Origin of the sequence: Rhizobacter sp. (genome assembly GCF_031412075.1) — a bacterium.
In the GTDB taxonomy this organism is placed as follows: domain Bacteria; phylum Pseudomonadota; class Gammaproteobacteria; order Burkholderiales; family Burkholderiaceae_C; genus Rhizobacter.
Genome location: NZ_JANOCG010000418.1, coordinates 1 through 12,409, shown reverse-complemented (window position 1 = coordinate 12,409; position 12,409 = coordinate 1). Strand labels below are relative to the sequence as shown.

Annotated in this window: 9 protein-coding genes; 5 read left to right on the top strand and 4 right to left on the bottom strand. The window is 65.0% G+C overall.

Annotated elements, in window-relative coordinates:
- Positions 1-52: 52 nt before the first annotated feature.
- On the bottom strand, positions 53-601 hold the full coding sequence (gene rimP / locus RMO40_RS15750; protein WP_309723358.1) for a ribosome maturation factor RimP: 549 nt from the start codon (positions 599-601) through the stop codon (positions 53-55).
- 266 nt (positions 602-867) lie between these two features.
- Between rimP and fabI the strand changes: the two genes are divergently transcribed.
- The gene (gene fabI / locus RMO40_RS15745) at positions 868-1,644 is read left to right on the top strand and encodes an enoyl-ACP reductase FabI (protein ID WP_309723355.1); all 777 of its coding nucleotides are present in this window, start codon (positions 868-870) and stop codon (positions 1,642-1,644) included.
- 61 nt (positions 1,645-1,705) lie between these two features.
- On the opposite strand, the gene RMO40_RS15740 is transcribed toward fabI, so the two are convergent.
- The 3 genes from RMO40_RS15740 to RMO40_RS15730 are packed head-to-tail and all read right to left on the bottom strand — an operon-like array spanning position 1,706 to position 6,532.
- Positions 1,706-4,741: an alpha-1,6-glucosidase domain-containing protein gene (locus tag RMO40_RS15740; RefSeq protein ID WP_309723352.1), complete on the bottom strand. Its 3,036-nt coding sequence runs from the start codon at positions 4,739-4,741 to the stop codon at positions 1,706-1,708.
- A gap of 40 nt (positions 4,742-4,781) precedes the next feature.
- Entirely contained in the window at positions 4,782-5,546 is a 765-nt protein-coding gene (locus RMO40_RS15735; protein ID WP_309723348.1) for an SHOCT domain-containing protein, read from the bottom strand.
- A gap of 11 nt (positions 5,547-5,557) precedes the next feature.
- The gene (locus RMO40_RS15730; RefSeq protein ID WP_309723345.1) at positions 5,558-6,532 is read right to left on the bottom strand and encodes a glucokinase; all 975 of its coding nucleotides are present in this window, start codon (positions 6,530-6,532) and stop codon (positions 5,558-5,560) included.
- 320 nt (positions 6,533-6,852) lie between these two features.
- Between RMO40_RS15730 and RMO40_RS15725 the strand changes: the two genes are divergently transcribed.
- From RMO40_RS15725 to malE, 4 genes are all read left to right on the top strand, one after another.
- Positions 6,853-8,142 carry a carbohydrate porin gene (locus tag RMO40_RS15725; protein WP_309723342.1) on the top strand — a complete coding sequence of 430 codons (1,290 nt, stop codon included), beginning with the start codon at positions 6,853-6,855 and terminating at the stop codon, positions 8,140-8,142.
- A gap of 168 nt (positions 8,143-8,310) precedes the next feature.
- Positions 8,311-9,981 (top strand): alpha-amylase family glycosyl hydrolase, encoded by a 1,671-nt coding sequence (locus RMO40_RS15720; protein ID WP_309723338.1) that lies wholly within the window; start codon positions 8,311-8,313, stop codon positions 9,979-9,981.
- A 15-nt stretch (positions 9,982-9,996) separates the two neighbouring features.
- Positions 9,997-11,097: a sn-glycerol-3-phosphate ABC transporter ATP-binding protein UgpC gene (locus RMO40_RS15715; protein ID WP_309723335.1), complete on the top strand. Its 1,101-nt coding sequence runs from the start codon at positions 9,997-9,999 to the stop codon at positions 11,095-11,097.
- 66 nt (positions 11,098-11,163) lie between these two features.
- The gene (gene malE, locus RMO40_RS15710; protein ID WP_309723333.1) at positions 11,164-12,357 is read left to right on the top strand and encodes a maltose/maltodextrin ABC transporter substrate-binding protein MalE; all 1,194 of its coding nucleotides are present in this window, start codon (positions 11,164-11,166) and stop codon (positions 12,355-12,357) included.
- The last annotated feature ends 52 nt before the right edge of the window (positions 12,358-12,409 follow it).

The following is a 12,409-nucleotide window of genomic DNA, read 5'->3' as shown; positions in this document are numbered from 1 at the left end:
TCCACGCTTTTTTCGCGTGAGATGGCGTCTACCAGCATCAGCAGTTCACGATTCATTGCTTGCGATCTCCGTCAACATCGTTGGCCGTCGCTTCGTCACCCTGGGGCGCTTCAACCGGCTGGAAACGCCGACCTTTGAAGTCCACCACGGGCACCAAGCGGGCCTCCTTTACCTCTTCAAGCGAAAAATCCAGGGCCTCGTCGGCCTTGCCTTTGGTACCGCTCTTCAGCACCAGGCGCCAGCCCTCGGCCAAAGCCTCCAGCACGCCGCGGTAATGCTTGCGGCCCTGAAATGCCAGTTTCAAACTCAGATCAATCTCTTGCCCCGCAAAACGCTGGTAGTCGGCCGCCTTCTTCAGCGGGCGATCCAGGCCGGGCGACGACACTTCGAGCCGTTCGTAGGCACAGCCTTCAACTTCAAGCACGTGTTGCAGCTGCCGGGTGACCTTCTCGCAGTCTTCGACCACGATGTACTCACCCGTCGGGTCGTTGGCCACGCGGTCGATGTAGACGCGCAGCAGCCCTTTGGGGCTGCGTTCGCAGTCCACCAGGTCGTAACCGAGGCCGGTCACGGTACTTTCAACGACGATTTGCCAATTCATCCGCGGTCAATCAGATCCTGATCAGCTTGCTCAGGCCTGCTTGCTCCCCCGCCAAAAAGCCTGGGCTAGGGCACCACCGCAAAGTCGATCAAGCAAAAAAAAAGGGCTGGAAGAATCCGCCCATGCAGTTTTCTTGCGAAAAGCGCATTGTAGCCTCAGCCCGAAGTAGCGCAAGCCCTGGCGTCGTCAAGCAAGCAGAGAGACCGCGTACTGTGGGCTGCGTGCCAAAATCGCGGCTGACTTTCTAACAACAGTGCGGAGACAGCATGGGATTCCTGGCCGGCAAACGTTTTTTGATCACCGGCGTGTTGAACAACCGCTCCATCGCCTACGGCATTGCCCGGGCCTGCCACCGCGAGGGCGCCGAGTTGGCCTTCAGCTACGTGGGTGAGCGCTTTCGCGAACGCATCACCGAGTTTGCGGCCGATTTCGGCTCCAAGCTGGTCTTCGACTGCGACGTGAGCAGCGACGAGCAGATCGACGCCACCTTCAAGCAGCTGGGCGAGGCCTGGCCGCAATTCGACGGCTTTGTGCACTCCATCGGCTTTGCCCCGCGAGAGGCGATCGCCGGCGACTTTCTCGACGGCATGACGCGCGAGAACTACCGCATTGCGCACGACATCTCGGCCTACAGCTTCCCGGCGATGGCGAAGGCGGCGTTACCGCTGCTGCGCCCCGGCGCGGCGCTGCTGACGCTGACCTACCTGGGCGCGGTGCGTTTTGTCCCCAACTACAACACCATGGGTTTGGCCAAGGCGTCGCTGGAGGCCAGCGTGCGTTACCTGGCGCAAAGCCTGGGCGCGCGTGGGGTGCGGGTCAACGGCATCTCGGCTGGGCCGATCAAGACGCTGGCCGCCTCGGGCATCAAGGACTTTGGCAAGCTGCAGGCCGAGTTTGCTGCCGCCGCGCCGATTCGCCGCAATGTGACGATCGACGACGTGGGCAATGCAGCCGCCTTTTTGCTGTCGGATCTGGCCGCTGGCATCAGCGCCGAAATCACTTATGTGGACGGTGGTTTCAGCCAGGTGATGGGCGCGGGCTGAGTTCTTCCCCGCACCAAAGAAAAAGCGGCGCCGTAGCGCCGCTTTATTTCGTCTTCAGTTGTCAGTTCTGAACGAACACCGCGACCGTGCGGGCCGGCACGCTGAATGCGCCCGTGGCCTGGTCATGGGTCGCGGTTCTCACCACCGCATCCGAGCCTGCCGCCTGCACCGGGTGCAAGACGAAGCCGGCATTGGCCAAGGCCGCCGAGGTGAAGGTCTGCGCCACCTTGTTGGCATTGATCAGCACCAGCAGGTTGCGGTATCGGCCGTCGCCGCAACTCGTGTCGCCCACACCGACCTTCATCACGATCAAGCCGTCTTGCTGGGCGGCCTGGTCGGGGAAGCTCACACAGCGCATCACGTCGGCGCCGGTGCGCAGGCGCAGCATGGTGGTGTCGCGGCGCAGCGCCATGAAGTCGAGCACCGCATTACGTGTCGCCAAGATGTCGGCCGACGACGGTGCCACGTTGGCGTTGGTCAGCAGCGCGCTGATGTGCGGCCAGCCGGCTTCGTTTTTCTCCGCCGGGGGGAGGCCGAACTCGGTCAGGTAGTTGGTGCTGCCTGTCCAGTCGATGCGGTTGAACCAGTCGCCCGAGTTGTAGCTGTCGCGGTCGAAGGCCTTGGAGCGCAGCAGCTCGTCACCTGCATGGATGAACGGAACGCCCTGCCCCATCAGCACCGTGGCCAGGGCTACCACCTGGGCACGCGCGCGGTCGGCGGCCGAGGTGCCGCTCGGGTGTTTGAACTGGGCGATGTCGAACAGCGTTTCGCCATCGTGCACACCGGCGTAGTTGATGACCTCCTGGGGGTCGCTGGTGTAGCCGGCCTGCTGGCCGCCGTAGTCGTAGGCGCTGGCCGCCTGCCCGTTGAGCACGAAGTTGCGCAGGTTGCCGGCCATGCCGATGCGGATCAGGTTCTGCCGGTAATGCAGGTCGCTGCGCTGGCCGCTGGTGCAGGCCACCGAACCGTTGGCGGCGTTGACGTCGTAGCACAGGCCGCTCGCAAAACCCTGGTTGCGCAGGATGTTCTCGCCGCTGTCGAAGGGGCCACCGCCGCGCATGGCGTCGCGCAACCGGTCGTTGAATGAGCCGATGCCGGTGCCGGCGAGGTTGGCCTGGCGGGCCTGCTCGAAACGGCGGTCGTTTTCGACCTCACCGAAGTTCCAGGCTTCGCCGTAGTAGTAAAGCGCACGGCCGGCGGCGGCGTCCACCTCGGCCTGGGCCCTCACCATCGAGCTCTTGGGGATGTGGCCCATGATGTCGAAGCGGAAACCGTCCACGCCGTACTGCGTGGCCCAGGTCTTGAGCGTGTCGAGCATCAGCTTTTCCATCATCGCGAACTCGGGCGCGGTGTTGTCGCAGCAGGTCGAACGTTCGATCACACCCTCACCGTTCAACCGGTAGTAGTAGCCCGGCACGATGCGGTCGAGGAAGTTGCCGCTGGTGTGGTTGTAGACCACGTCCATCACCACGCGCAGACCGGCGCTGTGCAGCGAGGCCACCATCTCGCGGAACTCGATCACCCGCACACGGCCATCGGCCGCATCGGTGGCGTAGCTGCCCTCGGGGGCGCCGTAATGGCGCGGGTCGTAACCCCAGTTGAAGCAGTCGGTGCCGCCTGCCGCGGTGGCAGTGACTTGCTGGGCGGTGGAGGTGCTGCCGGACGGCGTGATCACAGGCGTGGTGCAGCCGGCTTCGTTGACGCTCGCAATGTCGAACACCGGCAGCAGATGCACATGGGTCAGCCCGGCCGCGCCGAGTGCGCGCAGATGAGTCATGCCCTGCGAGGCGGTCTCGCCGAAAGCGGTGTACTTGCCGCGTTTCGCCACCGGCACAGTGCTGTCGTTGACCGAGAAGTCACGCACGTGCAGCTCGTACAGCACGCTGTCTTCCGGCTCGGCCAGCGGCGGCACGGCGTGGCCGTCCCAGCCGGCCGGCTTCATTGCGGCGCTGGAGAGATCCGCCAGCAAGGCCGCCTGGCCATTGGCATTCAGGGTCACGGCATAAGGGTCGGTGACCTCGTTGGTGACCACGCCGCCATCGACGGGAGAGAACACCGTGACGCTGTAGGTGTAGTAGGCGGTGTTGCGCCAGGCCGCGTCGCCGGTGAGCGTCCACACGCCCGAGGCCGCGTCTTCGACCATGGGAAGGCTGGCGCCGCCCAGGATGTTGACCCGCACCGAGCGCGCCGTGGGTGCCCACAGGCGCAGCGTCGGCGTGCCGTCACCGGCGAAGCTCGCACCCAGTGGCTGGGTGGTGGCGCTCGCCGCGTAGACGTCATCGAGCACGCCCTGGGTCTGCACCTGCGTGGCCCCGGCCGGCTTGCCGTTGAGCCAGCGCACGACCACCAGTTGGCCCTTGAGCAACTGTCGCGCGTTGGCCGTGCCCGGCACGGTGAAGGCGGGCGCGGTGGCCAGGTGGCGGAAGCGCGCTTGCAGGTCGGCACTCAGACTGTCGGAGGTGAGCGGCAGGAAGCCGTCGGCACCGCTGACACCGCTGTTGGAGTCGACCGCGATACCGCCATGGGCCGCGTGGTACAGCCTGAACTCGCCCGCCTGCGTGGCGCCCGGCCAGACCAGCGTGCCGGTTGACAACCACATCGCACGCGACGCATTCAGGCTGATGCCGTTGGCCGCTGCCTCGGTGGCGTAGGTCGCGCAGTCGCCCGACTTGAGCCAGATCTGCTGGCCGCGGGTGGTGATGTCGCTGGCGATGGTCGCGCGGCGGTCGCAGTCCATGTCCTTGATGGTGTCGGTGCCGTTGGTGCCCTTGTTGAGCACGAAGTCGAAGGTCGTCTTGCTGGTGTCGAGCCGGATGTCGACGTACGAGCCGTAGCCATCGGTTCGTTCAAACACGAAGCGCGGGTTGCCCGGCCAGCCGGTCGAGGGCGTGGTCGGGCCGTTCCAGGAGTAAACCGCCCAGTTGGTGTAGATCGCATCGGGGCGTTGGTAGTGCACACGCAGCGTTCCGGCTTCCAGGCCGGCAGGCGGACTGGTCGTTCCGCCGCCGTCACCACCGCCGCCGCCGCATGCCGCCAGCCCCGCCGCCAGGGCGCAGCCGCCCATCCAGCGCGCAAGGCGCCAGGTCATCAGTCTCATGTGGGTCTCCTGCGCGCCGTCGAGGGCGCGCTTGATCAGGTCAAAGGGTTTGGAGAATTTCGCGGCGTTTTTGCTGAAACTCCGCCTCGCTGATCAACCCCTGCTCGAGCAGGCGTTTGAGTCCGCGCAGGCGTTGTTCCTGCTCTTGGTAGAAACCGTTGTCGCGCGCCGGTGCGGCCGGGGCCGCAGGCGCAGAAAGTGGGGCCACGGCGGTGGCAGCACCGAGCGGCAGCGCCTGCCAGTCGCTGCGGCGGGCCTGGCCGGTGGCGCTTTGCAGCGTCACCTCGCTCGCGCGAGTGCGTGTGCCATAGCTGAACTTGGGGCGTATGCGGGTACCGATCCAGGCGCCCATGAATTCGAGACGCGCGTCGTGCACGATCACATGCAACTGCTCCGCTTGCACGAACATCCGCGCCGTCAGCCCGGTGGCGGGCGCCAGCACGGTGTCACCCCGGCGCGTGGTGCTCAGCAGCAGCAGGTCTTCGCCCGGCTCGGCCGCGGCGAGGGCTTGCGACAGCGGCTCGATCAGGTCGCCGATCTCGTCGGTGATGAAAAGCGGCTGCGACTTGCCCTTGATGAGCACCCGCAACGAGGCCAGCAGCGAGCGCAGCTGCTCGGGCGGCAGCGCACGCGGGTGCTGGTTGGGCTCGCTGCCCGCTTCGCGCGGCGCACGCAGCACCTGGCTGAACTCGCCGATCTGCCACAGGCGCTTCGGCGCATCGGCCGCCACGGCGGGCGCCAGCAGACCGGTCAGACTGACCAAGACAAAGGCCGCTTGCAGCCAGGCTCCAGGGTGAATGCGCATGCTGCCTCCGTTCACAAATCATCAAGCGCGCGCGACGCGCCGATCAACGCCGGCGACACGTCGGCATTGACCACGAACACCGGGATGGTGGCGAGGTAGGCCCGAAAGCGCCCCTTGCTCTCGAAGCGCTCGCGAAAGCTCGACGCCAGGATGCGCGCGCCCAGCCGCGGCACGATGCCGCCACCGATGTAGACCCCACCTCGCGCGCCCAGCGACAACGCCAGGTTGCCGGCCATGGTGCCGAGAAAGCTGAAGAACAGCGCTTCGGCCTGCACACACTGTGGGTCGCTGCCGGCTTGTGCAGCCGCAGTGATCTCGGCCGCCGTGCGCGACTGCACGGGAACGCCTGCCACTTCGCACAGCGCTTCGCACAGGTTCGACAAACCCGGGCCCGACAGCACCCGCTCTGCCGAGGCGTGGCCAAAGCGGCGCCGCAGCCGCTGGATCACCGCGTCTTCGACCTCATTGGTGCCGGCCAGCGTGACGTGGCCGCCCTCCCCGTTCAGCGGCACGCTCGCATGCAGGCGATTCGCCGGCAGCAGGCCCGAAACACCCAGGCCGGTGCCGGGGCCAAGCAAGGCCATCGGTGCGTCGGGCGCGGGCTCGCCGCCGCCCACCTTCAACAGGTCAGACCACGACAACGCCGGCAGCGACAAGGCCAGTGCCGTGAAATCGTTGATCACCAGAAAGCGCTCCAGCCCGAGCGCCTGCTGCACCCCGGAGATCGAGAACGACCAGTCGTGGTTGGTCATCTGCACGTGGTCGCCCACGATGGGGTTGGCAATGCCGATGGCGCACCAGCTAGGCGTCGGCTTGGCGTGCGACCTCAGGTAGTGCTGCATGGCGTGCAGCAGCGACTCGTAGTCAGCGCAGGGGTAGGTGGCAATGTCGTTCAAGGGCGCTTGGCGGCTGTCTTGCCAAGCCAAACGGGCGTTGGTGCCGCCAATGTCGCCCAGCAGGCGAGGGAAATGATTGTTCGAGTTCAAGCCAAGTCATCCTGTAAGCAAACTACAAAGCAAAACTGTACGCCCATTAACAATGGGAGTCCACGCTTTTGCACCCCGGGAGAATACGAACAAGGGTTTTACCGAGTGAGCGGTTCGGGTAAACCCGCTTTTTTAGGCTGTAGTTCAGCTACTAAAGTCCCGTCAATTCGCAAAGCGAAGCAAATTTGTAGTCAAGCTACCTTGTTGATTGGCCAGTTATGGCAACAAGGTGCAGCCCGATTTCCCCCAACCGCCGAGTCACCGGGTTCAACGAAACCTGGAGTTCGGCATCCAGCAGCAAAGCAATGAGGAGTCCGTCAATGAGGAACAAATTCAAACTGCTCGCCGTGGCCGCGGCGACAGCAAGCACCCTGGGGGCGACCTCAGTGCAAGCCCAGGGCGTGGAATTCCACGGCTACCTGCGCACGCAGGTCGGCACCACCAGTGAAGGTGGGAACCTGCAGTGTTTTGGCGGTGACGGCGTCTGGCCGATCCGCGCCAAGTACCGTCTCGGCAACGAGTGCGACACCTATGGCGAAGCCATGGTGGTGGCGCCCTTCGGCAAGGCCGATGGGGCCTGGGCCAAGTACAGCTTGATGCTTGCTTTGCAGGAGAAGAACGCCGGCGATTACGAGGGCATCGTGAACACGGGCAACAAAACGGTCACGGGTGACTTCAACATCGCCAGCCGTCAGAACTTCGTGCAAGCCGGTGGTTTCTTTGGCGACAGTGGCGCTCTCTCAGACGCCAAGGTGTGGCTGGGCAAGCGCTACTACAACCGCCACGACATCCACATCAACGACTACTTCTACTGGAACAACAGCGGCCCCGGTGCCGGCCTGGAAGACATCAACGCGGGCCCGGTGAAACTGGCCTTCGCCTATCACCAGACCGGCGGCAACTCCAACGCCCGGGGCGATGTGGTCGGCAAGCGCTACAGCGGCCGCTTCTATGACATCAACGTCAACCCGAACGGCAAGCTCGAAGGCGAAGTCGTCTTCCTGAAGGGCAGCTCGGCCAACGACAACGCCGCCACCGGTAGCGGCACCATGTTGTTCCTGGAGCACACCCAGACTGGCTTGCTCGGCGGCTTCAACAAGCTTGGGGTGGTGTTCGGCAACAAGCTGGGCAGCGGCTTCGAATGGCTGCCCACCAACCAGGGTGGCGGCGACGCCAAGGGCAACTCGTTCCGCATTCATGACCAGTTCTACTTCGATCTGGCCGGGACCAACATCTCCGGGATGTTCACCGCCAGCTACGGCAGGGCCAACTTCGGTGGCGACGACAACACCTGGACCAGCGCAGGCATTCGCCCGCAGTACAACTTCAACGACAACTTCAGCATTGCCGTCGAAGCGGGTTACGACACCGGCAAGACCGACAGCGGCATCAAGCCCAAGATCGCCAAGCTGACCGTGGCTCCGCAGATTTCGCTGGCCAAGGGCTTCTGGGCCCGCCCGGTGTTCCGCGCCTTCGTCACCTATGCCAAGTGGAACGATGACGCACGTTCGCAAGCCGGTGCCGGCAGCACGAGCATCGGCCCGAACGGCGTGTTCGGCGACAAGCGCAACGGCATGACCTACGGCCTGCAAGTTGAATCCTGGTGGTGATCGGCTCAACATCGTGGCGTGCGGGGGGTGCGCCACTTTGTTGAACGCTCGCTGACAGAGCATGCGGGCAGGCGCACCGGAGCCCTCTCATCCGGTGCGCCTGCCTTCAGCGCCTTGGGCACCTTGTGTGCCCAAGGCATTGAACCCGATCCCCAGAAGTCGACTCACGTGAACACAACAACACCCGCAAGCCCCGCCACCGCCGACTGGTCACGCGGTGGCGTGATCTACCAGATCTACCCACGCAGCTTTGCCGACAGCAACGGCGACGGCGTGGGCGACCTGCCCGGCATCATCGACAAGCTGCCCTATGTGGCCAGCCTCGGTGTCGACGCGATCTGGATCTCGCCTGTCTTCAAGTCGCCGATGAAAGATTTCGGCTACGACATCGCCGACTACCGCGAGGTCGACCCGCTGTTCGGCACGCTGGCCGACTTTGACCGCCTCATCGCCCGCGCGCACGAGCTGGGCCTCAAGGTGGTGATCGACCAGGTGCTGTCGCACACCTCCGACCAGCACGCGTGGTTCAAGGAGAGCCGCAGCAGCCGCGACAACTCCCGCGCCGACTGGTACGTGTGGGCCGACGCCAAAGCCGACGGCACACCGCCCAACAACTGGCTCAGCGTGTTCGGTGGTTCGGCCTGGCAGTGGGACTCGCGCCGCTGCCAGTACTACATGCACAACTTCCTCACCAGCCAGCCCGACCTGAACTTCCACAACCTGCAGGTGCAGCAGCAGGTGCTGGACGACATCCGCTTCTGGCTCGATCGCGGCATCGACGGTTTTCGCTTCGATGCGTGCATCTTCCACTTCCACGACCGGCAGCTGCGCGACAACCCGCCGGCCACCACGCGCGACACCAGCTCGGTGTCGCAGACCAACCCCTACGGCTACCAGCGCCACCTGTACGACAAGACGCAGCCCGAAAACCTGCCCTACCTGGAGCGCATTCGCAGCCTGCTCGACGAGTACGGCGCCAAGAGCGTGGGCGAGATCGGCGACGACGACTCCATCAAGACCATGGCCGCTTACACGAGCGGTGGCAACAAGCTGCACATGGCCTACAGCTTCAACCTGCTCACGGCCCAGCACAGCGCGGGCTACATCCGCCAGCAGGTCGAAGAACTCGAGGCACAGATCGCCGACGGCTGGGGCTGCTGGTCGTTCGGCAACCACGACGTGGCGCGTGTGCAGTCGCGCTGGGGTGGCCCGGGCGCCTCGCCGGAGTACGCCAAGGTGATCGTCGCGGCGCTGCTCAGCCTGCGCGGCAGCGCCTGCCTCTACCAGGGCGACGAACTCGCGCTGACCGAAGCCGAAATTCCGTTCGAAAAACTGCAAGACCCCTACGGCATCACCTTCTGGCCCGAGTTCAAGGGCCGCGACGGCTGCCGCACGCCCATGCCTTGGGTCAGCACCCAGGCGCATGCCGGTTTCAGCAACGGCCTTAAGGTCGAGCCCTGGTTGCCGGTGCCGCCCGAACACGCCGCCAACGCGGTCGACGTGAACAAAGCCAACCCGAACTCGGTGCTGCACTTCTACCGCCGCTTCCTGGCCTGGCGCAAGACGCAGCGTTGCCTGGTCACCGGCGACATCCGCTTCATCGACACGCCCGAGCCGGTGCTGGCCCTGGTGCGCACACCGGCCGCCGGCGAGCCGGGGCCTGCCGTGCTGGCGGTGTTCAACCTCGGAGGCGAGGCAGTGACCGTGAGCCTCGGCTCAACCCGCGCGAGCCGCGCCCTGGATGGCCACGGCTTCGACGGCGCAAGACAGGGTTTGCGTGAAGGGACGCAGCTGCGCCTGCCCGCGTACGGTGCCTACTTCGGCGACATCAGCGCCTGAAGGAAGAGCGAACCCATGGCCCACCTGAAACTCAAGGCACTGCGCAAGGCTTACGGCGAGGTCGAGATCCTGCATGGCGTCGACCTCGACATCCACGACGGCGAATTCATGGTCTTCGTCGGCCCCTCGGGCTGCGGCAAGTCGACCATGCTGCGCTGCATTGCCGGCCTCGAAGACATCAGCTCCGGCGAGCTCTACATCGGCGACCAACTCGTCAACGAGGTGCCGCCCGCCAAGCGCGGCATCGCGATGGTGTTCCAGAGTTATGCGCTCTACCCGCACATGACCGTGGCCGAAAACATGGCCTTCGGCCTGCGACTGGCCGGCTTCAGCAAGCCCGAGATGAAGACCGCTGTGCAGCGCGCCGCACAAATCTTGCAGATCGAGCACCTGCTGGAGCGCAAGCCCAAAGCCCTGTCGGGCGGCCAGCGCCAACGCGTGGCCATCGGCCGCGCGATCGTGCGCAAGCCGGGTGTGTTCTTGTTCGACGAGCCCTTGTCCAACCTCGACGCCTCGCTGCGCGTGCAGATGCGCGTGGAGCTGGCGCGCCTGCACAAAGAGCTCAAGACCACCATGGTCTACGTGACCCACGATCAGGTGGAGGCGATGACGCTCGCGCACCGCATCGCGGTGTTCAACGCCGGGCGCATCGAGCAGGTGGGCCGCCCGCTCGACCTGTATCACCGCCCCGCCAATCTGTTCGTGGCGGGCTTCATCGGCTCGCCGAAGATGAACTTCATTGCGGCCACGCTGCAGTCGGCCGACGATCAGCAGTCGGTGGTCCGCCTGCCCGACGGCACGCTGATCACCTCCCACGCCGACGCGCGCCGGCTGCCGACCGGCGCGGCCCTCACCCTGGGCGTGCGGCCTGAGCACCTGGTGTCGCAGGCAAACCCGGCGCCCAACAGCCTGCGCAGCACGGTGCAAATCGCCGAGCACCTGGGCGACACCACCTACTTCTACCTCGACATGGCCGGCGCCAACGGGCATGTCGTCGCGCGAGCCTTCCCTGACAACCCATTGGCCGCCGGCGACGTTGCGCACTTGGTGCTGTCACCTGCCAACGGCTACCTCTTCGACGACCAGGGCCTGGCCCTTCCCTTCTTTCCCCGCTGACTTTCCCCGACAACACGATCCCCCGATCGCGACCCGGCCCACCGCGGCTACCACTTAGGAGATGAAATGATCAACTCGCGCAACAAACTGAAGCTGATTGCCGCCGCCGCGGTGATGGCACTGAGCAGCGGCCTGGCCGGCGCCGCCGAGCCCGGCAAACTGCTGATCTGGATCAACGGCGACAAGGGCTACAACGGCCTGGCCAAGGTCGGTGAAGAGTTCACCAAGAAGACCGGCGTGCAAGTCACCGTCGAACACCCGGAAGACGCTCCCGGCAAGTTCCAGCAAGCCGCCGCCGCCGGCAAGGGCCCCGACATCTGGATCTGGCCGCACGACCGCATCGGCGAATGGATTGCCGGTGGCCTGCTGCAGACCGTGAGCCCGGGCAAGAAGGTGCAAGCCGACATCGACCCGCTGGCCTGGAAGGCCTTCAGCGTGGGTGGCAAGACCTGGGGCTACCCACTTTCCATCGAAGCGGTTTCGCTGGTCTACAACAAGAAGCTGGTTCCCGTGCCGCCCAAGAGCTTCGAAGAAGTGATTGCGCTCGACAAGAAACTGTCGGCCGATGGCAAGAAGGCCATGCTCTGGGACTACAACAACACCTACTTCACTTGGCCGCTGCTGGCTGCCAACGGGGGCTACGTGTTCAAGCTCAAGGCCGACGGCACCTATGACTCGACCGACACCGGCGTCAACAACGCCGGCTCGCTGAAAGGCGCCGAGCTGCTGGCCAAGATGGTGAAAGACGGTGTCATGACCAAGGGCGCCGGCTACGCCGAGATGGAAGCCGGCATGGCGCAAGGCAAGGTCGCGATGATGATCAACGGCCCCTGGTCGTGGGACAACTTGAAGAAGGCCAACATCGACTTCGGCGTCACCAAGATCCCGACCGTGGGTGGCAAGAAGGCGGCGCCCTTCGTCGGCGTGCTGGGCGCAATGATCTCCAAGGCCTCGCCCAACCGCGACGTGGCGGTCGAGTTCATCGAGAACCACATGCTGAGCGTGCAGGGCCTCAAGCAGATCAACGACGACGTGCCGCTGGGCACGCCTGCGAGCAAGGCGCTGTTTGCCGAACTCAAGAGCAACCCCAACATCCAGGCCACCATGGCCAGCGCACAAGACGGCTCGCCCATGCCCAACAACCCGGAGATGGGCCGCTTCTGGTCGTCGATGCAGTCGGCACTGCAGAACATGACCGAAGGCCGCCAATCGCCCAAGGAAGCCTTGGACGCTGCAGCCAAGCGCATCGCGGCGAAGTGATGTCCTGAGCCCATCTCCGTTCGCCCTGAGCCTGTCGAAGGGCCCTTCGACA

Bases quoted from the DNA above. Each gene is read 5' to 3' on its own strand.
- malE (WP_309723333.1), top strand. From the start codon at position 11,164: ATGATCAACTCGCGCAACAAACTGAAGCTGATTGCCGCCGCCGCGGTG.
- RMO40_RS15740 (WP_309723352.1), bottom strand. From the start codon at position 4,741: ATGAGACTGATGACCTGGCGCCTTGCGCGCTGGATGGGCGGCTGCGCC.
- rimP (WP_309723358.1), bottom strand. From the start codon at position 601: ATGAATTGGCAAATCGTCGTTGAAAGTACCGTGACCGGCCTCGGTTAC.
- RMO40_RS15735 (WP_309723348.1), bottom strand. From the start codon at position 5,546: ATGCGCATTCACCCTGGAGCCTGGCTGCAAGCGGCCTTTGTCTTGGTC.
- fabI (WP_309723355.1), top strand. From the start codon at position 868: ATGGGATTCCTGGCCGGCAAACGTTTTTTGATCACCGGCGTGTTGAAC.
- RMO40_RS15715 (WP_309723335.1), top strand. From the start codon at position 9,997: ATGGCCCACCTGAAACTCAAGGCACTGCGCAAGGCTTACGGCGAGGTC.
- RMO40_RS15725 (WP_309723342.1), top strand. From the start codon at position 6,853: ATGAGGAACAAATTCAAACTGCTCGCCGTGGCCGCGGCGACAGCAAGC.